22 protein-coding genes are annotated in these 21,288 nt (G+C 62.8%); 5 read left to right on the top strand and 17 right to left on the bottom strand.

The window, feature by feature from the left end:
* Positions 1-82: 82 nt before the first annotated feature.
* From pheT to AB4Y77_RS17945, 3 genes are all read right to left on the bottom strand, one after another.
* Entirely contained in the window at positions 83-2,626 is a 2,544-nt protein-coding gene (gene pheT / locus AB4Y77_RS17935) for a phenylalanine--tRNA ligase subunit beta (RefSeq protein ID WP_442014869.1), read from the bottom strand.
* Between the two features lie 2 nt (positions 2,627-2,628).
* Entirely contained in the window at positions 2,629-3,690 is a 1,062-nt protein-coding gene (gene pheS / locus AB4Y77_RS17940) for a phenylalanine--tRNA ligase subunit alpha (RefSeq protein WP_311214266.1), read from the bottom strand.
* Between the two features lie 192 nt (positions 3,691-3,882).
* Positions 3,883-4,809, bottom strand: a complete 927-nt coding sequence (locus tag AB4Y77_RS17945; protein WP_442014870.1) for an LppM family (lipo)protein — start codon at positions 4,807-4,809, stop codon at positions 3,883-3,885.
* Between the two features lie 105 nt (positions 4,810-4,914).
* On the opposite strand from AB4Y77_RS17945, the gene AB4Y77_RS17950 reads away from it, so the two are divergent.
* Entirely contained in the window at positions 4,915-5,364 is a 450-nt protein-coding gene (locus AB4Y77_RS17950; protein ID WP_442014871.1) for a hypothetical protein, read from the top strand.
* Positions 5,361-5,990, top strand: coding sequence for an SIMPL domain-containing protein (locus AB4Y77_RS17955; RefSeq protein ID WP_442014872.1), 630 nt, complete (start codon positions 5,361-5,363; stop codon positions 5,988-5,990). The genes AB4Y77_RS17950 and AB4Y77_RS17955 overlap by 4 nt, the downstream gene beginning before the upstream one ends.
* Here the strand turns inward: AB4Y77_RS17955 and pcp are convergent.
* Positions 5,987-6,628, bottom strand: coding sequence for a pyroglutamyl-peptidase I (gene pcp / locus AB4Y77_RS17960; RefSeq protein WP_311214262.1), 642 nt, complete (start codon positions 6,626-6,628; stop codon positions 5,987-5,989). The two genes, AB4Y77_RS17955 and pcp, sit on opposite strands and share 4 nt — an antisense overlap.
* 92 nt (positions 6,629-6,720) lie before the next feature.
* On the opposite strand from pcp, the gene AB4Y77_RS17965 reads away from it, so the two are divergent.
* The gene (locus AB4Y77_RS17965; RefSeq protein WP_442014873.1) at positions 6,721-7,809 is read left to right on the top strand and encodes an Rv2578c family radical SAM protein; all 1,089 of its coding nucleotides are present in this window, start codon (positions 6,721-6,723) and stop codon (positions 7,807-7,809) included.
* Between the two features lie 10 nt (positions 7,810-7,819).
* On the opposite strand, the gene AB4Y77_RS17970 is transcribed toward AB4Y77_RS17965, so the two are convergent.
* Entirely contained in the window at positions 7,820-8,254 is a 435-nt protein-coding gene (locus AB4Y77_RS17970) for a (deoxy)nucleoside triphosphate pyrophosphohydrolase (protein WP_311214260.1), read from the bottom strand.
* A 134-nt stretch (positions 8,255-8,388) separates the two neighbouring features.
* Here AB4Y77_RS17970 and AB4Y77_RS17975 point away from each other — a divergent pair, with 134 nt between their 5' ends.
* Entirely contained in the window at positions 8,389-9,597 is a 1,209-nt protein-coding gene (locus AB4Y77_RS17975) for an MFS transporter (RefSeq protein ID WP_442014874.1), read from the top strand.
* Between the two features lie 122 nt (positions 9,598-9,719).
* On the opposite strand, the gene ltrA is transcribed toward AB4Y77_RS17975, so the two are convergent.
* The 6 genes from ltrA to infC all read right to left on the bottom strand — a co-directional run bounded on the left by ltrA (position 9,720) and on the right by infC (position 15,776).
* Positions 9,720-10,946, bottom strand: coding sequence for a group II intron reverse transcriptase/maturase (gene ltrA / locus AB4Y77_RS17980; protein ID WP_442014875.1), 1,227 nt, complete (start codon positions 10,944-10,946; stop codon positions 9,720-9,722).
* Positions 10,947-11,610: 664 nt separating this feature from the next.
* A complete protein-coding gene (locus tag AB4Y77_RS17985; RefSeq protein ID WP_442014876.1) occupies positions 11,611-12,537 on the bottom strand; it encodes a cation diffusion facilitator family transporter in 927 nt (308 codons plus the stop codon).
* A 100-nt stretch (positions 12,538-12,637) separates the two neighbouring features.
* Entirely contained in the window at positions 12,638-13,549 is a 912-nt protein-coding gene (locus AB4Y77_RS17990) for a TrmH family RNA methyltransferase (protein ID WP_442014877.1), read from the bottom strand.
* Between the two features lie 25 nt (positions 13,550-13,574).
* The gene (gene rplT / locus AB4Y77_RS17995; protein WP_442014878.1) at positions 13,575-14,249 is read right to left on the bottom strand and encodes a 50S ribosomal protein L20, sunset domain variant; all 675 of its coding nucleotides are present in this window, start codon (positions 14,247-14,249) and stop codon (positions 13,575-13,577) included.
* 119 nt (positions 14,250-14,368) lie between these two features.
* Entirely contained in the window at positions 14,369-14,563 is a 195-nt protein-coding gene (rpmI, locus tag AB4Y77_RS18000) for a 50S ribosomal protein L35 (protein ID WP_011774324.1), read from the bottom strand.
* Positions 14,564-14,684: 121 nt separating this feature from the next.
* Complete coding sequence (gene infC / locus AB4Y77_RS18005; RefSeq protein WP_442014879.1) at positions 14,685-15,776, bottom strand: translation initiation factor IF-3; 1,092 nt, start codon at positions 15,774-15,776, stop codon at positions 14,685-14,687.
* 407 nt (positions 15,777-16,183) lie between these two features.
* Here infC and AB4Y77_RS18010 point away from each other — a divergent pair, with 407 nt between their 5' ends.
* On the top strand, positions 16,184-16,585 hold the full coding sequence (locus tag AB4Y77_RS18010; protein ID WP_089597300.1) for a DUF1844 domain-containing protein: 402 nt from the start codon (positions 16,184-16,186) through the stop codon (positions 16,583-16,585).
* 82 nt (positions 16,586-16,667) lie between these two features.
* Here AB4Y77_RS18010 and AB4Y77_RS18015 read toward each other — a convergent pair whose 3' ends face one another.
* Genes AB4Y77_RS18015 through hisB form a run of 6 tightly spaced genes read right to left on the bottom strand, consistent with a single transcriptional unit; the run spans position 16,668 to position 21,267 of the window.
* Positions 16,668-17,972, bottom strand: a complete 1,305-nt coding sequence (locus AB4Y77_RS18015) for an MFS transporter (RefSeq protein WP_311214256.1) — start codon at positions 17,970-17,972, stop codon at positions 16,668-16,670.
* A 49-nt stretch (positions 17,973-18,021) separates the two neighbouring features.
* Complete coding sequence (locus AB4Y77_RS18020; protein WP_442014880.1) at positions 18,022-18,942, bottom strand: SseB family protein; 921 nt, start codon at positions 18,940-18,942, stop codon at positions 18,022-18,024.
* The gene (gene priA / locus AB4Y77_RS18025; protein WP_442014881.1) at positions 18,942-19,685 is read right to left on the bottom strand and encodes a bifunctional 1-(5-phosphoribosyl)-5-((5-phosphoribosylamino)methylideneamino)imidazole-4-carboxamide isomerase/phosphoribosylanthranilate isomerase PriA; all 744 of its coding nucleotides are present in this window, start codon (positions 19,683-19,685) and stop codon (positions 18,942-18,944) included. The genes AB4Y77_RS18020 and priA overlap by 1 nt, the downstream gene beginning before the upstream one ends.
* A 47-nt stretch (positions 19,686-19,732) precedes the next feature.
* Positions 19,733-19,891, bottom strand: coding sequence for a hypothetical protein (locus tag AB4Y77_RS18030; protein ID WP_198318392.1), 159 nt, complete (start codon positions 19,889-19,891; stop codon positions 19,733-19,735).
* On the bottom strand, positions 19,892-20,644 hold the full coding sequence (hisH, locus tag AB4Y77_RS18035; RefSeq protein ID WP_442014882.1) for an imidazole glycerol phosphate synthase subunit HisH: 753 nt from the start codon (positions 20,642-20,644) through the stop codon (positions 19,892-19,894).
* Positions 20,641-21,267 (bottom strand): imidazoleglycerol-phosphate dehydratase HisB, encoded by a 627-nt coding sequence (gene hisB, locus AB4Y77_RS18040; RefSeq protein ID WP_089594411.1) that lies wholly within the window; start codon positions 21,265-21,267, stop codon positions 20,641-20,643. Before hisB ends, hisH begins: the two co-directional genes overlap by 4 nt.
* Between the last annotated feature and the right edge of the window lie 21 nt (positions 21,268-21,288).

Consider the following 21,288-nt stretch of genomic DNA (forward strand, 5'->3'; position numbering starts at 1 on the left):
CAAGATGCTGGGAGCTCTATCTCAATAAAAAGAAAATCCCCGGAACCATCAGGTCCCGGGGATTCACTCGATAAACGGAGTGCTAGCGCTGGACGGCTCCGAAGCGCTCGGCGGCAACAGCAACGGCGGCGGCACGGGCTTCGGAAGCCTCATCCGCCGTCAGCGTGCGGTCATCCGCACGGAAGCGGAGGCCGAAGGCCAGTGACTTCTTGCCTTCCTCGATGCCAGGACCCACGTAGACATCGAACAACGCGACGTCTTCGAGGAGTTCGCCAGCACCTTCACGCAGTGCCGAGAGGACCTGGTCCGCCGGCACGTCCTGCGGGACAACCAAGGCAACGTCCTGCGTCGCTACAGGGAACCCGGAGATGTGCTTGGCCACAATCACGTCCGCAGCAGCCTCGAATAGTGCTTCCACGTTGATCTCGAGCGCCACTGAACGTGCAGGCATATCGTGTGCAGCCAGCAGCTTCGGGTGAAGCTCACCTGCGTATCCAACAACATCTCCGTTGCGCAGCGCGAGCTGGGCTGCGCGGCCCGGGTGGAAGGCCTGGTGACTGCCCTGGCTGACTACCAGTTCAACACCGAGCACGTCGGCAATGAGGCGGGCAACGTCCAAGGCATCAGCCCAGTCCCACGCACGGGGTGTGTGCGTGGCCGCGGCAGGAGAATCATGGCCGGTGAAAACAGCGGCGATGTGCAGCGGCTGGTGCGGGACGCCGTCGTACAGTCCGTCCAGAACCTCATCGGCAGGCTTGACGCCCAGCGGCGGAATGGAATCCGTGCCCAGCGTTTCGCCCGGGAGGAAGACCGAACCGGCCTCATAAAGTGCAAGATCGCGGAATCCGCGCGAGTGATTACGGCGGGCAACCTCGATCAGGCCCGGCAGGATGGACGTGCGAAGGAAACCTTGCTCTTCGCTGATCGGGTTCGCCAGCTTCAACGCCGGACGCGCCGCTCCTTCAGCAGCAACACCGAACGTGTCGTTGGCTGCCTTGGAGACGAAGGGGTAGGACAGCACCTCGGTAAGTCCGGCATCAGCCAGCGCCTGGACAACCCGGCGCTTTTGCTGCTGGCTGCGGCTCAGGCCACGGCCCGGAGGCGCCACCGGAAGGGTGGACGGGATGTTGTCATAGCCCACCAGCCGCGCGATTTCCTCGGAAAGGTCTTCCTTGGTTTCAAGATCGTTGCGCCAGCTTGGAGCCGTCACCAGGTAGCCAGTGGCGGTCTTCTCCACGGTGGTCCCAAGGTCCACCAGCGAGGTGGTGATCTGCTCTTCAGTGAAGTCGATGCCGATCCGGGCAGCGGCGAACTCTGCCGGCAGTTCGATGGTGACCGCGTCAGGAGCGGTTCCGACGTCGGTCCCGGCCTCATCTGCCGTGCCACCGGCGAGCTCCACCAGGAGGTCCACCACACGCTGGGCGGCAATGTTGGCGACGTGCCAATCCACCCCGCGCTCGAAGCGCTTGGAAGCCTCGGACGGCAGCTTGTGGCGGCGGCGGGAACGGGCGATCGACACTTCGTCGAAGTGGGCGGCTTCCACCAGGATGTTGGTGGTGGAATCGGACACCTCAGTGTGGGCACCGCCCATGACCCCGGCGATGCCGATGGCACCCGAATCATCAGTGATCAGCAGGTCCTCGACGTCGAGCGTGCGCTCCTTGTCATCGAGGGTGGTGATCTTCTCCCCCGCCACGGCACGACGCACCACGATGTCGCCCGCGAGCTTGTCGAGGTCGTAGCAGTGGTTCGGCTGGCCGAGCTCCAGCATCACGTAGTTGGAGATATCAACCGGAAGCGAGATGGACCGAACGCCGGCCAATCGAAGGCGGGCGGACATCCACGGCGGCGTGGGACGCGAAGCATCCACACCACGGACCGTGCGGGCCACGAAGCGATCGCAGCCCGGCCTGCCGTAGATGGGAGCGTCGTCGTTGAGCTTGACGCCGTAGCCACCCTGCAGGGTGGCCGGAGCCGTGACTTTCGACGCCGGATCCACAAAGGTGGTTCCGGTGGCGTGGGCGTACTCGCGCGCTACGCCACGGATGGAGAAGGCGTAGCCGCGGTCCGGGGTGACATTGATTTCCGCTGCCTGATCGTAGAGACCCAGGAGTTCCATCGCGTCGGTGCCGATTTCCGGGTCCAGGCCGATGCTTGAGAGGACCAGAATGCCGTCGTGGTCGTCGCCTATGCCCAACTCACGGACGGAAGCGATCATGCCCGCGGACAGGTGACCGTAGGTTTTGCGCGCAGAGATCTGGAAGTTTCCAGGCAGCACTGCGCCGGGGAGGGTGACAACCACTTTGTCGCCCTCAACGAAGTTGTGCGCACCACAAATGATGCCCTGCACGCCGGAAGGATCAATGCCCTTGCCGGTGAGGGTTTGCTCCTGACCCTCGGGAACGACGCGGACCTGGCACCAGTTGATGGTCTTGCCGTTGGTCTGCGGTTCCTTGTCCAGGCTCAGAACCTGGCCAACCACAACAGGGCCGGTCAGTTCATCCGTGGGACGGTGGACTTCTTCTTCTTCAAAGCCAACCTTGACCAGGTCAGCCATGACGTCTTCGGCCGTAGCATCGGCCGGAACCTGCGCGAATTCACGCAGCCAGGAAAGTGGGATACGCACTGTTAGATCTCCATCCCGAAGTGCTCGCTGAAACGTACGTCGCCTTCGATCATGTCGCGCATATCGCCGACCTCGTTGCGGAACATGAGCGTGCGCTCGATGCCCATGCCGAAAGCAAAACCTGAATAGATGTCCGGATCGATCCCGGCCGCCCGGAGGACGTTGGGGTTGACCATGCCGCAGCCACCCCACTCGATCCAGCGGGGACCGCCCTTGGCACCCGGGTGCCAGATGTCCAGTTCGGCGGAAGGCTCCGTGAACGGGAAGTAGTTGGGGCGCAGCCGGATGGAAGCTTCGTCGCCGAACATCTGGCGGGCGAAGTGCTCCAACGTGCCGCGCAGGTCCGCCATGCTCAGGTTCTTGTCAATCGCAAGGCCCTCGAACTGGTGGAAGACAGGCGTGTGCGTGGCATCGAGTTCGTCAGTGCGGAACACCTTGCCGGGGCACAGCACGTAGATGGGAACTTCACGTTCCAGCATGGAGCGGACCTGCACGGGCGATGTATGGGTACGCATCAGCAAGTGCGCCTCAGGAGGCTCTACGAAAAACGTGTCCTGCATTTCGCGGGCAGGGTGGTCCGGCTTGAAGTTCAAAGCATCGAAGTTGAACCACTCGGACTCCACCTCGGGCCCTTCGGCGATTTCCCAGCCCATGCCAACGAAGATGTCCGAGACGCGGTCCTGCAACGTGGACAGCGGGTGGCGCGCACCTGCCCGGCGACGACGCGGAGCGGCCGTCACATCCACGGTTTCTTCTACCAGGATGCGGGCGTCGTTCTCTGCTTCCAGAACCTCGGTCCGGGCTGCGAGCGCCTGGTTAACGCGGCCACGGGAGGACCCCATGAGCTTGCCGGCCGCAGCCTTGTGCTCCTTGGCGAGCCCACCGATTTCACGGTTGGCCAGGCTCAATGGCGACTTCTCGCCGGTGTGGGCGAGGCGGACAGCCTTGAGTTCTTCGAGGGAGGAGGCTGCCGCTATTGCGGCAATGGCGTCCTCGACGGCGGCGGTGATAGCGGCTTCATCCAGCGGGTTCGGGATGGCAGCGCCTGGCAAAGTGTCAGTCATCTACTGTTCTTAGCTACGAGTAGGGAGCGGCCGGCAAGGCAGGCCTTCAAAACGAAAGGGCAGTGCTTGCCGCGGGCGGCAGGCACTACCCTCCAGTCTAGTTGAACGTCACGGACGGGATTTAACCCAGCAAGGCGCGTCCCGCTATGTGAACGGCACGACGACGGAAGTCGCCATGAGTGCCCTCCGGCCCTAGGCGGGCGGTGCCGGCGGCGGCGGTGGCGACTGACCGTCGTCGTACCGTTGGACGGGTGGCGTCGCCGGCGGCTGCTGCGTTGGGGGCTGGGGAACAGGCTGCTGCGGCACCTGGGCCGGCGGCGCCCCCGGGGTGTAGCCCTGCCCTGCCCAGTCCGCTTGAGGTGACTGCGTTGGTTGCTGGGGGTAGGCGCTTGGGTGGAGCGCGTCGGCCGGTTGGGCGTAGGGCGCAGCACCTGCGAGCGCGGGCGTTTGCTGCGCGGACTTCCTGCGCAGCAGCACGAACAGGAGCACCAACCCAGCGGCGATCACCAGCACGGCCACCAGGATCCAGATGATCCACATCGGGACGCCCGCATTGGCTTCGGCCTTGGCTTGGACCACTGATTCCTTCACGGACAACATGTCGAACGTCGCGGTGTTCCCCTCCACAGTGGCACCCTGGGCCTCAACAACCTTGCCCGGGAAGGTGAACTTGACGGAGGCTTCGTCGAACATGGACTTTGCCATGTTTGACGCCGACGGATCCCCATTGTCGGCACCCGTCACGCCACCCATGGTCAGGACGTAGAAATCGCCTTCCTTCTTCAACTGGAAGGGATTTTCGGAACTGGAGGACTCTGCGAGCTTGGCAGGATCGAGATTGGCTGCGGTGATGCGCTTGCCTTTGTACTTCTCGTCCTCGTAGTCCACCACCGTGGAACCTTCGGGGATGTCCATTTCGCCGCCGCTTCCGTTCGAGTCCATGAACTCGTCGAAGGTCTTATCCCCCAGTACGGCTTTTTGAATGGCGTAGACAACCTCGTAGTCCACGCTTTTTTCGTTGTTGACCTTGACGGACATGTTGAGCTTGACGCAACCGGTCAAAGCCACCATCACCGCGATCAGGACACCGATGACGCCCATGGCGCGTTTCGCGTTCATTAATCCTCTTCCCCCATAGTGGTTCCCCCTGCACCGGCGGGTGCCCGATCAGCGTAACCTTGCCGTCCGCGCCGTGCCATACACGGCGGGTCTAGCATTGGCCTCATGACACCCGCGCAACGCTTACGGCAGCTCGCCAATGTCGCGAACCTGTCCACGCCGCTGGGACTGGTGGTCGCCGTCGCATCCCGAACCACGGTGTCGCGCGGGCCGCGCGGACTCCTGATCGCGGCTGGTTATCGCTGGAAGCTCCCTCACGCCGGGGCGTTCACGCTGGGCAACGTCATTCTGTACCGCGCACCCCACGGGATGGCAGGCAGCAATGCCGTGCTGCTGGGGCACGAGGAACGGCACAGCACCCAATACGCCTATTGCCTGGGCCTGCCGTTCCTTGCCCTCTACGGCATCGCCGCCGGCTGGTCCATGCTCCGCAGCGGCAACCCGGCGTCGAACAACTTCTTCGAGCGCCAGGCGGGGCTCGCGGCCGGCGGATACATTGACACTGACCACCATCGGCGGGACAAACCTGCCGGCAACGGAATCGAGGCCTCATGAAACGCACCATCACTGTTACGGGGACTGCGAGCGCCGCAGCAGTTCCGGACATGGTCACTTTGACGCTCGGCGTGGAAACGCGCCGGGACACTGCCGCCAAGGCCTATGACGACGCCGGTCAGGCAGCCGGGGCTGTCGCGGCCAGTTTGCGCGAGGGCGGCGTCACCGACGTCGACCTGCGGACCAGCGGCCTGAACCTTCGGGCGGAGCTGGTGTGGGTGGAAGGACAAGGCCAGAAGGTCACGGCATATGTAGCATCCACTACCCTGCAGGTGGGAATTCGCTCGCACGCTGACGCGCCGGCAGCCATCGGGGCCGCCGTTGCGGCCGGTGGCGACGACATCAGGATCAATGGGATCGAGCAAGGCTTCGCCGATTCAACCTCGGTGACCGCACAGGCACAGGAAGCGGCGTGGCTGGACGCACTGGCCCGTGCACAACAGTACGCATCGCTGGCTTCTGCCCGGCTGGGGCAGGTGAAATCCATTGCCCAGGAGCCCGCACATGGCGCCCCCATCCCCTTGGGCGGGATGGTCAGGGCATCGTTCTCCGCTGAATCGATGCCTGTTGAGGCCGGAGAGTCCTCCGTCACGGCCAGCGTCACCGTGGAATGGGAACTTCTCTAGTGGAGGGCGCCAGCACTGAAGGCAGCGTCCACTTGCGTCCGTAAGGCCGTCCGTACCACGACGGCAAGACCCTCCGCCATGGATTCCAGGGGCATAGACGGGGTATCGCTTTCCGGGGACACCTGTTCCGGGAGATAGGGGATGTGCACGAAGCCGCCGCGGATGGTTGGGCTCGATGCCAGCAGGTGCATCAAGGCGTAGAAAAGGTGGTTGCACACATAGGTTCCTGCCGACTGCGAAACTTCGCCCTTGATTCCAGCAATCTGGAGGTCCCGCAACGCAGCCTTGATGGGCAAGGTGGAGAAGTACGCTGCCGGGCCGCCGGGGACCACTTCCTCGTCCACAGGCTTCTGGCCCTTGTTGTCGGGGATCCGGGCGTCATCGCAGTTGATCGCCACTCGTTCCAGGGATATCCGTGCGCGTCCGCCAGCCAGGCCCACACAGATCACGAGCGCTGGCCTAGTGGTGGCTATTGCCTCGCTGAGTGTTTGGGCTGACTCGCCAAAAACGCACGGCAATTCCCGGGCTTCGACGGCCAGGCCTTCAGCCCGGAGGATGTCCTGTGCGCGGCGCACGGCGAGCCAGGACGGATTGACATCGTCCCGGCCGAACGGTTCGAAGCCAGTCAGCAGAATCATGGGCCAACCTTAGCAACGCCCAGCCCGCGGCTTGTGGCAATTCGCTGTGGGGGTCCTTGACATTTATTCGAACATACCTTCGAATGGAGTCCATGAGATGGGACGCACAAGCACTTTCACCCAACCGTGGGCCGGCGTCCGACGATGGCGGCATGTCAGCTCCAGGCCCTGCCCCGGCCATGGATGCCTTGCTGCCGCTGGCCGGGCTGGTGCGTTCCATCTCAACACCCGAATTCTCCGGAGTCACCTTCCATGAGGTCACCGCAAAGTCAGTGCTCAACAAGGTGCCTTCGGGTTCTGCCATGCCGTTTGAGTGGACGGTAAACCCTTACCGCGGCTGCAGCCACGCGTGCGTCTACTGCTTTGCCCGCAAAAGCCATACTTACCTGGAGTTCGACGCCGGGCGTGACTTCGATTCCCAAGTGGTGGTCAAGATCAATGCAGCCGAAGTCCTCCGCAGGGAACTCGCCAAACCGTCCTGGGAACGGCATCAGGTGGCCTTGGGGACCAACACCGATCCCTACCAACGCGCCGAAGGCCGCTACGCCCTGATGCCCGGAATCATCCGGGCACTGGCGGACTCGGGCACACCATTCTCCATCCTGACCAAGGGCACCCTGCTGGCGAGGGACATCCCCCTGCTCAAGCACGCTGCCACCATGGTGCCAGTGGACCTCGGAATCTCGCTCGCCATGACCAATGAAGATCTCGCTGAGCTTGTGGAACCCGRCACCCCTTCGCCCAGGGCGCGGCTCAAACTGATTTCCCGGCTCCGGGATGCTGGACTGGGTTGCGGCGTCATGGCGATGCCCATCCTGCCGTGGCTGACGGACTCTGACGAGGCCCTCGATTCCTTGTTCAGCGAACTCGCCAAAGCCGGCGCCACTGGCGTCACCGCCGGAGCGCTGTACCTGAAGCCAGGAACGCGGGAGTGGTACATGCAGTGGCTGGCGGCCCAGCACCCCGAACTCGCAGGCAAGTACCGCCGCCTCTACGGCCAAGGCTCTTACGTATCCAAGGAATACAGCACCTGGCTGACCGGCCGCATCACCCACTTCAAAGCGAAGTACGGCTACACCCGGACCTCAGGATTCAGCCACCGCAACGCCCGCCCGGCGCGGGAATCTTCTGCCCCTGAAGTGGGCGCAGGCACACTTCCTGGACAGCAGCCACTGTTCTAAGCTGACCCTCTTAAGCAGGTGCGACTACGCGGTCCAGCAGAGCCCTGACAATGGGGAAGTCCGCCGGGATCCAGGGAAGGCTCAGAGCCTCGTCGCCGCCCAGCAGTGACACCCACCGCAGTTCGTCGTGGTCTTCCAGCGGAGCGGGCTCGCCGGCTGTCAGTTCCGCAAACCAGACCCGCATGGCGGCCCGTTCGTTCAGGACCCACCCTTCCGGTTGACCTGACTCCAACTCGTGTCCCAGCTGAACCTCAATGCCAAGCTCTTCGGCCAATTCGCGGTGCAGGGCTGCCTCGGCAGTCTCCCCGGCTTCCACCTTGCCCCCGGGAAATTCCCACATACCGGCAAACTGCGGTGGTGCTGAGCGGCGCGCAGCAAGAAGGCGGGTGGGTGCTTCGAGGGAGTCGACGATCGCAGCGCCAACAACGTTTATCAGTGCAGTCACTCCCCCAGTCTAGGGGCGGCCGTTTGATGGGCATCGTCACATTCCTGCGTCAAGGACAAGCCACGGGACTAAACTTGATATCGGATTTTCTCCACATTCCCCCAGCCCGCAAGGCACCCTCAAGAAATAGGTTTATGACTACCACTGTGTCCCCGCCCACCGCCGTTAAAGCAACAAGGCGCCACCTTGGCCTGGCCATTCTGGCGCTGGCCATGGGCGGGTTCGCCATAGGTACCACCGAGTTCGCCATGATGGGCCTCCTGAAGGAAGTGGAGGAGGGACTCGGCATCAGCACACCCGAGGCAGGAAACCTGATCTCGGCCTACGCCCTTGGCGTGGTCATCGGCGCACCGATCTTCGCCGCCTTCGGGGCAAAGCTCCCCAAGAAGCACCTCGCCTTGGGACTCATGCTGTTCCTTTCACTGGCGAACCTGACATCCTTCATCGCACCCGACTACGGCTTCATGCTGCTCTCCCGCTTCGCCTCGGGACTTCCGCACGGGGCCTTCTTCGGCGTGGCCGCCGTCATCGCCGCCGGGCTCGTTGCTCCAACCAAGCGCGGGTGGGCGATCTCCATGGTGATGGCCGGCCTCACAGTTTCCAACGTTATCGGCGTGCCCTTGGCCACCTGGGTGGGACAAACCTTTGGCTGGCGGCTTCTCTTCATCATTGTTGGTGCCATCGGGCTCGTGACCGTTGCCATGGTGTGGAAGTTCGTGCCCTTCGAAGCAGCCCACCCGGACGCCAGCATCCGTCGTGAACTTGGTGCCCTCAAGCGCCTGCAGGTGTGGCTGGCCTTGCTCATCGGCATCATCGGCTTCGGCGGATTCTTTGCCGTTTATACCTACATTGCCCACACCATGACCTCGGTGGCTGGAATCCCCGAGAGCCTGATTCCAGCTGTCGTGGCCCTCTACGGCCTAGGCATGGTGGTGGGCAACATCGTGGGCGGACGCATCGCCGACAAATCCGTCATGGGCACCATCTACTGGGTCATGCCGGGCATCGCCGTAGCCCTGGTGGTCTACGCCATTGCGGCGCACTGGGCATGGGCGGCGTTCATCATGGCGTTCGTTGTGGGAGGCGTCGGTTCGATGCTGGCCCCCGCACTGCAGACCCGGCTTCTGGACGCTGCCCCGGGAGCCGCATCCCTGGCGTCGTCGCTGAACCACTCGGCCCTGAATATCGCCAACGCCCTCGGAGCCTTCCTGGGTGGCACCGTGATCGCGTGGGGTTGGGGCTACGTAGCGCCCGCGCTTGTAGGCGCGGTACTGGCCATTCTGGGCCTGGGCGTGGCCCTGCTCAGCGGCCTCTTGGAACGCAAACGACCACTCGCCACCTGATCCGATCCTCAGTGTCCCAGGCAGCAAAGCCTGAATAGCCAAAGTGAATCGAGTAGGTGGGACGGGTTTCCCGTCCCACCTCTCACACCACCGTACGTGCGGGCCTCGCATACGGCGGTTCGCTAGGTCGTTTGAAAGCGGTCCCACGCAGCGCGAAAGAAAATGAGGCCGTGCCCTGCCCAGTACTCGGCTGGCAGGGCTCTGTGAAGAATGGGCGACTTCGCGACCCGCCAGTAGGCTCGGCTGCTGTTGCCCCATTGGTAGGCCAGGTCCGGCCTGATCCCAAGACGCCGCAGATTTGCCACCCGAGTTCGCGGGAGTTTCCATTCCTTCCAGCGGATTTGGCGCATCCTTCGTCTGAACCATTTATCGAGGGCGGCGAACTTCTTCGGTGTCTGTGACAGCCGGAAGTAGCCCATCCATCCCCGGATGTAGCGGTTCAGTTGTTGGATGCGGTCAGCCATGGAGATGCTCCATTTGCGCGAGGTCAGTTCCCTGATGCGGTCCTTCATGCGTTTGAACGCCTTCGGAGCGATCCGGGTCTTCACCCCGCCCTTGACGAAGTAGAACCCGAAACCCAGCAATGTAGCTACGTTTGCCGGGTTGATCGTGGACTTCTGCCGGTTGACCCTCAATTTCAGGTCCTTCTCCAGAACTTTCGTGCCCTGGTCCAGCACCCGTTCCGCGGCTCTCTCGGACTTCACAAAGACCCTGATGTCATCGGCATACCGCACGAAGCGGTGCCCCCGAGCCCAGAACTCCTGATCAAAATCGTCCAGCATGATGTTCGACAGCAACAGCGACAAAGGTGACCCCTGCGGGGTTCCCTCCTGCGTCGGTTGCCGCACCCCATCAGCCATGATTCCCGCTTCGAGATAGCGCCGAATCAGCTTCAAGAGCCGCTTGTCTTTCACTTTCCGCGCAACCCTGGCCATCAGCACGTCGTGGTTCACCCGGTCAAAGAACGCATCCAGATCAACCTCGACCACCCACCGATACCCTTGACCGATCACCGTCCTGGCAACCTTCACCGCATCGTGAGCGCTCTTGCCCGGCCGGAACCCATACGAGACCGGCACGAACCCCGGATCAAAGACCGGAGACAGGACTTGCGCGACTGCCTGCTGGATCAAACGATCCAGCACGGACGGTACCCCCAGCTTCCGTTCCCCGCCGTCAGATTTGGGAATCATCACCTGACGAACCGGGCCCGGCGCATAAGTACCCGCGTCCAACGCCTCCCGCGTTTCTGCCCAGTGCCCTAAGCACCACGCACGGAGTTCCTCCGTGCGCAACCCGTCAGCACCGGCAGCACCCCGGTTACGCTCAACACGCTTCAACGCGATCATCAGATTCCGTCGGGAGAATACTTCCTCCCACCGGTCCGATGCATCCCTGATGTTCTCCCCGATACCCGCCGGGTCCTCACTACGCACAGACAGGGGCCATCCCGGATTCACCGTTCGCTCCTTCACTCTCTGTCCCACCACTCCCGTGGGTTGGCTGCGATTCTTGTGGAACACACGAGAAGCACCGCTTCAAACCATCAATTCCCAGCGTTCAGCCCTTCCCGGCAATCATGAAGATTCCCGCCGGTACTATGACCTCAGCTGACTCCTGCCCCATCAGTGACGGCCCTTAGAGCCGCACCGCTCCACCCAACAAACAGGTGACGCACTGGGACAGATCTCCCCAGATAAGAACATTCACTTTCACCCTGCCGCCGCCGCATTTACACACTGGCCGTTTCGGTGGAACGGGCTTCACCATCCGTTGCTGGCTTACCCCAACCAGCATGCCTTCTATGCGGTTCGTGTCCCTCGGTGCAGGGATTTGCCTCCGGCTTCCTTCCCACCCCACCTCACGATGACGCAGTTGCCATTGGCTAGAAGTTAAACCACCTTCTCCTTCAGAGGACTCACACCTCCAAGCAAATGCCCATGCTGGGCGTACAACGACAATGGGCTCCGCACCTGCGGAGCCCATTTTTGTTAAACAGTTGGCGAGGTACCCCTAGGCCTGCGGGGCTTGGACCCTCTCAATGTCGGGTTCCAGGTAGATGACTCTCGCGATGGGGACGGCCGCGCGGATCCGCTGCTCCGCGTCGTCGATCCCCTTGGCAATCTCTTCACCGGTCTCAGAGGCCTCCATGGAGATTTTCGCGGCAACCAGCAGCTCTTCAGGCCCCAGGTGCAGGGTCTTCAGGTGGATAATGCGGGTGCCGCCCGCTTCCAAAGCGTCGGTTATGCGCTGGACGTCCTCTTTGGTAGCCGACTCCCCCAACAACAAGGACTTGGTTTCCAACGCGAGGACCACAGCGATGGCCACCAACAGAAGTCCGATCATGGCGGTGCCCAGAGCATCCCACACACCATTGCCCGTGACCAGGGTCATGCTCACGCCGAAGAGTGCGAACAACAGGCCCAGGAGCGCGCCAAAGTCCTCCAGAAGGATCACCGGAAGTTCGGGTTGCTTGGCGTTGCGGACAAACTTGACCCAGGACTGCTTGCCGCGGATGTGGTTGGATTCGATGATAGCCGTGCGGAAAGAGAACGACTCAGCAAGGATGGCACCCACCAGGACAGCCAGCGGAACCCACCAGAAGTCACCTTCGATGCCGTGCGGGTGCTGGAACTTCTCCCAGGCTTCGTACAGGGCGAAAAGGCCGCCGACGCTGAACAGCACGATCGAAACGATGAACGCATAGATGTATCGTTCGCGGCCGTAGCCAAACGGATGCTCCGGGCTGGCGGCCCGCTTGGCGCGCTTGCCGCCCACCAGCAGAAGGAGCTGGTTGCCGGAGTCCGCCACCGAGTGGATGGCTTCGGCGAGCATGGACGACGACGCCGTCAGGAAGAATGCTATGAACTTCAAAACGGCAATGGTCAGATTGGCGGCGAGAGCCGCCACGATCGCTTTTGTACCGCCACCTGCAGCCACGAAAGCTTCACCTCTTCGGGATAGGGAAACTGAGGAAAGAGACAAGAAGAGTCGTCATCGGCTGATCTCGCAAGCATTACCGTACCCGGCGATGCACTGTTTACACATTCCCCACAGTGGCGCCCTGTTGGGAACGCGCGCTGGCGTAGAGGCACACGGTGGCCGCCGTGCCCAGATTCAAACTCTCGGCCGCCCCGTAGACCGGCACAGCCACGCGGTGGTCTGCCAGCGACAGCTCGTCGTCTGACAAACCCTGAGCCTCGTTGCCGAACAGCCACGCTGTAGGCGCCTCAAGGGCGTACTCAGAGGCTACAGAATCATTCCCGAGCCTCCGGGCAGCATTCTCGTCCTGGAGTTTGTCCAGGTTGACGGTTCCGTAGCCGTCCGCGGCCAGGACACCGATACCGCGCTCCCTGCAGCGCACCACCAGATCCTCAACATCGACTCCAAGCACCACTGGGAGGTGGAACAAGGAACCAGCGGTGGATCGGACAGCTTTGGGGTTGTAGATGTCCACGCTGGAACCCGTCAGAACCACGGCGTCGGCACCGGCGGCATCCGCTGCGCGAAGGACCGTGCCTGCGTTGCCGGGGTCCCGTACCTGGCACATGACCGCGATCAAGCGCGGACTGGCGTCCAGCACTGATTCCAGGGTCACGTCCACAAAACTACAGACCGCCACAATCCCTTGCGGGTTGACCGTATCCGCCATGGCAGCCAAAACTTCGTCACTCGCCAGCCGGAGCGGCGTACCCTGCGCGAGGTCTGCAAGCTCCGGTAGGCGGTCCAAGCACGCTTCGCTGGCAAAAACTTCATGCACGACGGCGGAACCTCCCGCCGTCGTGCGCTCACGATGCAGGCTCAACGCCTCGCGTACCGCCTGCGGACCCTCCGCGAGGAAGCGTCCGCGTTTTAAACGCGCCGGGCGCCCGGCAAGCTTGGCGACATCCCTCACCCGATCAGCTCGGGGGTTGGTCATCGAAAAGTCTTGCGGGCGCCCGGTTTCGTTCATATAAGAACTTTAGTGGCTGTTGCGACTAGTTCTTGATCTGCTGGCGGGCTTCGCCACCTGCAGGCTCAAAGCCGGCAGCCTTTGCAGCCTCAACTGTGGAGAACCAGTATTCAGCAGCGGTGGTGTTGTACCAGGTGGAACCCGGAACGTGGTACTTCTTGGACTCGGCGTTGCCCTTGATGGCGTAGCCTTCCGGAGCCTCGTCGCCATCAGCGGCAACTGCGCCATCGATGGCGGGCTTCTCGGAAACGACAGCCTTGACAGCCGTTGCCGTAGCGGCGGCCGAAGCAACCTTTGCAGCCTTCGGAGCAGCTACGGCCTTGGCAGCCGGAGCGGACGTGTCAGCCGGCAGTGCAGCCTTGGCAACGTTCACCAGAGCGGCGAAAGCGTTGGCGTCAGAGACAGCCAGCTCGGCCAGCATGCGGCGGTCAACCTCAACCTCAGCGGCCTTCAGGCCCTGGATCAGGCGGTTGTAGGTGAGGCCGTTGGCGCGGGATGCAGCGTTGATGCGCTGGATCCAGAGGCGACGGAAGTCACCCTTCTTCTTACGGCGGTCACCGTAGCTGTACACGAACGAGTGCAGCAGCTGCTCTTTGGCCTTGCGGTACAGGCGCGAACGCTGACCGCGGTAACCCTTTGCGCGTTCGAGGACAACCCGGCGCTTCTTGTGGGCGTTTACCGCCCGCTTCACACGTGCCACGTGCGTACTCCTTCAGAAATCTTTATCCCAAGCTGCTACTGCCGGAAACCCGGCCGGCCTGAGAAGGCTTTTGGTGTAGTTGGTCGCAGCCGGATGGCAGCAACCAAAGAACTTGGAACTTAGACGCCGAGCATCTTCTTGATGACCTTGGCATCGCCCTTGAAGACGAGCTTGTCGCCTGCGAGGCGACGGGTCAGCCTGGAGGACTTGTGCTCCAGGTAGTGACGGCGGTTGGCCTGCTGACGCTTCAGCTTGCCGGTACCGGTCAGCTTGAAGCGCTTCTTAGCACCGCTGTGGGTCTTCATCTTCGGCATGGGAACCGATCTCCTTACGTATCCACGGACAAGTCCGCGATTCTTTCGCGCAGCCGGCCTGCGAGGGCCTGCATGCTGGTTGCTTGCCGGTGGAGGCGGAGCCTCCGCGGCGTTGAACTAGTTAGTTGGTCTTGCGTGAAGCAGGCTTCGGCGCGGCTTTGGGGGCCGCGGGCCGAGCTGCCGGCTTGGGAGCTGCCGGCTTGGCCATAGGCTTCGGAACCGCAGGAACCGCGGGCTTCGGAGTGGCCGCAACCACAGGCTTCGGCGTTTCGGCCGGGGCAGCCTTCGCTGCCGGAGCCTTTTCGGCCGGAGCGGCCTTGGTTGCCGGAGCGACCTTGGTTGCCGCAGCCTTTTCGGCCGGTGCGGTCTTTGCAGGTGCTGCCTTGGCCGGTTCAGCCTTGGGAGCCGGGGCTTCCTTGACTACGGGGGCTTCTTCGACAACAGGCGCCGGAGCTTCCTCTGCAACAGGAGCTTCCTCGACTGCCACTGCCTCTTCAGCTGCCGGGGCTTCTTCAACAACCGGGGCCTCTTCGGCAACGGCTGTTTCAACCTCGGGAGCCTCCACAGTTTCCTGCGTGGTCTCTTCCTCGCCAGCCAGCAGGCCGGCCGGAAGAAGGTCACCCAGGGTCTGCGTCAGGGGAGCCTGGTCACCATTGGTGTCCACGCGTCCCGTCGCCTTGGCCTCATTCTGGGCTTTGGCTTCTGCACGCTGGGCGGCACGGCGGGCTTCTGCCTTCGCTTCGGCCTTGTTCTTCAGCGGACCGATCACCATGACCATGTTGCGGCCATCAATGCGCGGGCTGGACTCAACGATGCCAACCTCGGCAACATCTTCAGCAAACTTCTGGAGCAGGCGGATGCCCATCTCCGGACGTTGCTGCTCACGACCGCGGAACTGGATCATGGCCTTGACCTTGTCACCGGCGCCGAGGAAGCGAAGTGCGTGGCCGCGCTTGGTTTCGTAGTCGTGCTTGTCGATCTTGAGGCGGAAGCGAATTTCCTTCAGAACCGTATTGGTCTGGTTCTTGCGGGCTTCGCGGGCCTTGACTGCAGCCTCGTACTTGTACTTGCCGAAGTCCATCAACTTGCAAACAGGAGGCTTAGCCTGCGGGGCAACTTCAACGAGATCGAGATCGGATTCGGCAGCAAGACGCAGGGCGTCCTCGATGCGGACAATTCCTACCTGTTCGCCGGCAGGGCCGACCAACCGCACCTCGGGGACGCGGATACGCTCATTGATTCTTGGCTCGCTAATGTTAAAGCTCCTGTGGTTGTGGTGATTTCACCGGCAAATAGAGAAGGCCCCCAATTGCTGGTGCAATCGAAGGCCTCGAAGATCGGCTGCACTCCCCTAACGGGAAGTACGCACTATGGGTGGCTGTGCCACCCACGTGTCCGACCAGGTACCCGGCAACCTCTTGTCCCGAAAGGGATCACGTCCCTGGAGGGAAACGGCTGACGCGGGTGGGAGAGAACTCCGCTTGCAAACTGAAAGACAATTCTACAGAAACAACCCACCAAGTGCACATTGCACGTGGCGGGAGCATTACTGCTGGTGTTGGCCGTGAACTTCTGGCCATGAATAACGACTTCCAGTCGGTCTGTGACAAGCTTACCAGTATGAGCACTGAAGACAGCAATTCCCGCAACTCCTACAGCGAAAACGCCGCCTCCCCAGCCGCTGATGCCGGGGTTTCCCAGCAGATCCGCGACATCGCTGAAGTTCCGGCCGTAGAAGTCATCACCACTGGCGCCGTTCACCTGATGAGCGCAGCTGCCGTGAAGGTGGGCCTGGCGGATGATCCCAACGCCGAGGACCTCAAGGATCTCGACGAAGCCCGCAAGCTGATCACGGCCCTTGCCGGCCTTGTTTCCGCAGCCGCCCCGGAAATCGGTTCACAGCACGCCGGCCCGTTGCGTGATGGGCTCCGCTCTCTGCAATTGGCTTTCCGCGAGGCATCGCTGATTCCCGACGCTCCGGGCAAGGGCCCCGGTGAAAAGTTCACCGGTCCGGTGAACTAGCCGGCAACTGCCACAGGTTTCAACGACGGCGGGTCGACCACATGTGGTTGACCCGCCGTCGTGCTTTCCTCTGCTTGGCGCGTCAGACGCGGGCGGAGCGTCGACGCAACGACGTCAAAAGCAGGCCCGCGATACAGAGCACGACGCCTGCCGAACCGATGGCTGCGAATCCCGCTGAAGGACCCACAGTGTCGATGAAAACGCCGGCCAAGGGAGCGCCCAACGCAACGCCGGCCGTCAGGGCAGAGCCGTACCAGCCCATTGCTTCGCCGCGGCGTTCCTCGTCCACGAGGTCGGCGACCTTCTCCGACGAAGCGGACAGGACGGGTGCGCACAACAAGCCCGGCAGGAGTGACAGGAAGGCCAGGGTCCAGGTGTCCTGGGCAAACCCCATGGGGATAGTCAGTGCGGCCATCCCCAACAGCAACAGCATGGGCGAAATGGAACGCTTCATGGAGCCGTAGATCAATCCGCCCACCACGGATGAGGCGCACCAGAAGAAGAACACAATGCCGATTTCGTTTTCGTGCCCGCCGCGCTCCAGCAAGCCTACGATGCTCACATCCGAGCCGCTAAGCACCATACCTGAACCCGCCGCCACCGCGAAGAGAGCAGCCACGGAGACGGTGAACCACGTGAAATTCCTGGCGACGCGGCTTCGGAGGGCTGCACTGCGCGAGGTTGAGGGCGCCATTTCCGATGCCGCTTCCTGCACGTGGGCAGGCGCTGACGCCACCATGGCCGCCTCCGCCGCAGCAAGGTCCGCTGCTGCCCGGTCCGCGGACTCCTCCGGCGTACAGGCCGCTTCACTTCGCGTTGGCGGGTTGAACCACATGAGGAACAGCCCGGCCACGGAAACCGAGATCCCGACCGCCGTCAGACCTATCGCCGAGTAACCGCTCGTGGCAACAATGGCGCCAACGGCCGGGCCGATCATGAAGACGAGTTCCGTGGCGATGGAATCGAGGGCGAACGCAGACCGGCGCTGCTCCCCCTCCACCATGACACCCAGTGACTGACGCACAACACTGAAGATCGGCAGGGTAAAGAGCCCGCCAACAAAGACCAGCGGCAGCAACCATTCATAAGATACGTGCGGGACGATCGACCAGATCACGGTTTCGGAGACCACCGACGGGATCAGGGCCTTCCGAAGGCCCACCATGTCCACCCTTCGGCCCCGCCACGGCGCACCCAGGGCGATGCCAATGGTCATCACAGCCGCTGCCGCACCGGCGGCGGCGTAGCCATGGCCCAAAGTCAGGACGATGTGCAGGGTGAGGAGAATGCCGGCCGCAGAATGCGGAATACGGGCGATCATGCCTACCACCAGCAAGCGCCGGACAGGGCGGATGGACAGCATCTCCTTGTAGAGAGCGAAATTCACTGGCTAAATCCTCTTGTTCCCCCGGGGCAGGCCGGGGAACCGGCTGCCGTTAGTGCGGCCCAGGCTCCTGCGCCGCACGCTGCAATTTCACTTCAATGGAGTCAACGCCCTCAGCGAAGGATTCCATCCGCGCCCACGCCTCGTTGAGTTGGGCCACCAGCGTTTGCACAGCCACAGCGTCGAGGCCATCTTCGAGGAAGAGCACCACCCGCAACTCCGGACCCGATCCACCGCCGGACACCGTCCGTCCATCAGCCGTCAGCGACGCAACGCCTGCGCCGGGCTGCGTCTCCAGCCGGCGGACAGTCCGGAAAACTGACACTGTTGAAGCGAGAGCAGACTCCAGTTGATCATCAAGGTATGACGGCGTCCAGTCCCGCTGTTGGGCGAGGGCCCACATGGCCGGGCGGCGGACCACGAACGCAAAGTCCGACCCTGGATCCAACACCAGCAACTGTGCACCCTCGGAAACCGCGGAAAGAGCAGCGCGGGCCGCGTAAACCGCCACAGGACGGGCGTCCCCATGCCAAGCCTCGAGCGCTGCAGCCGAAGTAAACACAGGCATGGCCTTGCGGCCATCGGGCGCCTTGAGTGTGACCAATGCCATATCCGCTTGCTTGTCAGCATGCAGTCCGTCAACGCCAACAGCTTCCTCGGCCAGCTGCGCAACCACGGGAACAAACACCCGTGCAGTAGCCAGCGAGGCGACAACATCGGCCTCGGTTCCGGTGCCGTTGATCAACGCAGCAAGGGCGGTGACGTAGCCGGCGTCGGCAGTTCCGTCGTCGTCCTCAAAGTTGTGGATCCTGGCGTCGTCCCCACTCAGGCTCCTGCCTGCCCACGGTTGGCCGGCAGAGTCTGTCGCTCCCCCGGCCCCGGCCAGAGCGGCAGCAATATGGCCCGGCAGGTGCCGGCTCCCGGCACCAGGGTGCCCCTGGTGACCGTGCGGGTGTCCGGCGTCGTGGGGCATCAGCGACGACCGGCGACGTCCAGGGCTTCGGGAAGCGTGAAGGCACCGGCATAGAGAGCCTTGCCCACAATCGCACCCTCTACGCCCAGCGGAACGAGTTCACGCAGGATGCGGAGATCCTCCAGGCTGGAAATGCCCCCCGAGGCGACAACAGGCTTTCCGGTCTTCTCCACCATCTGCCGCAGCAATTCCACATTGGGCCCCTGCAAGGTTCCGTCCTTGGTGACGTCCGTGACGACGTAGCGCGCGCAGCCGGCATCCTCAAGGCGGGACAGGACTTCCCAAAGGTCGCCGCCCTCCTTGGTCCAGCCGCGCCCGGCAAGGGTGGTACCGCGGACGTCAAGTCCGACGGCGATCTTGTCACCGAAGCGGTCAATGGCCCTGCGGGTCCATTCGGGGTTCTCCAGCGCTGCCGTGCCAAGATTCACCCGGGCGACACCCAGTTCCAGGGCTCGCTCCAACGATTCGTCATCGCGCAAGCCACCGGACAGCTCCACCTTGACGTTCAGCTGCTTCACTACCTCACTGATGAGGTCCGCGTTGTTACCGCGACCGAAAGCGGCATCGAGGTCCACCATATGAACCCATTCAGCACCGGCATTCTGCCAGTTCAAAGCTGCTTCCAGAGGCGTTCCGTAGCTGGTTTCCGAGCCGGCCTCTCCTTGGAGGAGGCGGACTGCCTGGCCGTCAACGATGTCGACGGCGGGAAGGAGTTCCAGAACGGGCTGGGCGGAGGTGGTCATGTGGGTCCTTGGAGTTCGAGGTTTGACGCGGGTTCTTGGTGACCGGCTCAGTTACCGGGCAGCGTCAGGAGGTAGGCGGCCAACAGGGACAAGCCTGCCAGCACGTAGAAAGAGATGGAAACCCAGCGGGGCTTCTTCTGCTGATGGAAGGAGATACCGCCGCCTACCAGCACGCCTGCAAGGCCCATGAGGACTACAGACCACATCTAGGCAGCACCGCTTTCGGAGGCTTCTGCCGCTGGAGTGGGGGTCTTCCTGAGGCCGTCCACCCAGTTCCGCAACAGCCGCGCCCCGGCGTCCCCCGACTTTTCCGGGTGGAACTGCGTAGCGCACAGCGGGCCATTTTCAACAGCGGCAATGAACCGTGCACCATGCTCGGACCACGTCACCTGCGGCGGGGCCATGCGGGGCTGCACAACATCGAAGTTCCATTCCTGCACACCGTACGAGTGCACAAAGTAGAAACGTTCCTGCTCGACGCCGGCAAAAAGCTTGGAGCCTTCCGGGACGTCCACGGTGTTCCACCCCATGTGCGGGACAACGGGAGCAGGCAGGAGTTCCACCTTGCCTGGCCACTCGGCCATGCCCTCGGACTCGGTGCCGTGTTCCACACCGGCTTCAAACAGGACCTGCAAACCGACGCAGATGGCCAGCACGGGCCGGCCGCCGGCAACCCGGCGTCCAATCATCCGGATGCCATCAACGGCCTTCAGCTCCTTCATGACGGTCTCGAACGCGCCGACCCCGGGAACCACCAGTCCGTCCGCGTTGAGCACGTCTTCAGGCTTGGAGCTCAGCACTACATGGGCACCGGCACGTTCCAGCGCCCTGACGGCTGAACGTACATTGCCCGAACCATAGTCGAGCACCGTAACGGTGGGCTTGCCTTCCGGGGACTCGGGCTTGACCGATGCGATGGTGTCGGCCACTGCCCCGTCCTTAAGGACCTGGACGCTCACAACGCCCCCTTGGTGGAGGGGATGCCCTCTACCCTGGGATCGGATTCCACCGCGGCACGGAGCGCCCGGGCGAAGGCTTTGAACTGCGCTTCCACGATGTGGTGGGGATCGCGGCCGGCGAGCACGTTCATGTGCAGGCAAATCCCGGCATGCAGCGTAATGGCCTCAAAAACGTGGCGGGTCAACGAACCGGTGAAGTGACCACCAATCAGGTGATACTCCTGGCCGGCCGGCTCTCCACCGTGAACCAGGTATGGCCGGCCCGAAACGTCCACCACGGCGTGAGCCAGTGCCTCATCCAGAGGAACCGTGGCTTCGCCGAAGCGCCGGATGCCGGCCTTGTTGCCCAAAGCCGTGCGCAGCACCTCGCCAAAGGTGATGGCCACATCTTCAACGGTGTGATGGGCGTCAATGTGGGTATCGCCGGTGGCTTTCACGGTCATGTCAATCAACGAGTGCTTGCACAGCGCCGTCAGCATGTGGTCGTAGAACGGAACCGAGGTGCTGATGTCCGAGACACCTGATCCGTCCAGGTTGATCTCCACCAGGACGGAGGATTCACTGGTGGTGCGCTCCATGCGCGCGGTGCGGGCAGCGGACGGCGTGGCGCCGGTTTCGCTCATTGGGACGTCCTTATACACGAA

The sequence above is a fragment of the Paenarthrobacter sp. YAF11_1 genome (assembly GCF_052113445.1).
Lineage (GTDB): Bacteria > Actinomycetota > Actinomycetes > Actinomycetales > Micrococcaceae > Arthrobacter.

Excerpts from the sequence above, each read along its gene's own strand:
- AB4Y77_RS17975 (WP_442014874.1), top strand. The coding sequence starts at position 8,389 with ATGACTACCACTGTGTCCCCGCCCACCGCCGTTAAAGCAACAAGGCGC.
- rpmI (WP_011774324.1), bottom strand. The coding sequence starts at position 14,563 with ATGCCGAAGATGAAGACCCACAGCGGTGCTAAGAAGCGCTTCAAGCTG.
- ltrA (WP_442014875.1), bottom strand. The coding sequence starts at position 10,946 with ATGATCGCGTTGAAGCGTGTTGAGCGTAACCGGGGTGCTGCCGGTGCT.
- AB4Y77_RS18030 (WP_198318392.1), bottom strand. The coding sequence starts at position 19,891 with ATGTGGTCTGTAGTCCTCATGGGCCTTGCAGGCGTGCTGGTAGGCGGC.
- priA (WP_442014881.1), bottom strand. The coding sequence starts at position 19,685 with ATGACCACCTCCGCCCAGCCCGTTCTGGAACTCCTTCCCGCCGTCGAC.
- AB4Y77_RS17955 (WP_442014872.1), top strand. The coding sequence starts at position 5,361 with ATGAAACGCACCATCACTGTTACGGGGACTGCGAGCGCCGCAGCAGTT.
- AB4Y77_RS17990 (WP_442014877.1), bottom strand. The coding sequence starts at position 13,549 with ATGAACGAAACCGGGCGCCCGCAAGACTTTTCGATGACCAACCCCCGA.
- AB4Y77_RS17945 (WP_442014870.1), bottom strand. The coding sequence starts at position 4,809 with ATGAACGCGAAACGCGCCATGGGCGTCATCGGTGTCCTGATCGCGGTG.
- pheS (WP_311214266.1), bottom strand. The coding sequence starts at position 3,690 with ATGACTGACACTTTGCCAGGCGCTGCCATCCCGAACCCGCTGGATGAA.
- AB4Y77_RS18010 (WP_089597300.1), top strand. The coding sequence starts at position 16,184 with ATGAGCACTGAAGACAGCAATTCCCGCAACTCCTACAGCGAAAACGCC.
- pcp (WP_311214262.1), bottom strand. The coding sequence starts at position 6,628 with ATGATTCTGCTGACTGGCTTCGAACCGTTCGGCCGGGACGATGTCAAT.
- AB4Y77_RS17950 (WP_442014871.1), top strand. The coding sequence starts at position 4,915 with ATGACACCCGCGCAACGCTTACGGCAGCTCGCCAATGTCGCGAACCTG.
- AB4Y77_RS18020 (WP_442014880.1), bottom strand. The coding sequence starts at position 18,942 with ATGCCCCACGACGCCGGACACCCGCACGGTCACCAGGGGCACCCTGGT.
- hisB (WP_089594411.1), bottom strand. The coding sequence starts at position 21,267 with ATGAGCGAAACCGGCGCCACGCCGTCCGCTGCCCGCACCGCGCGCATG.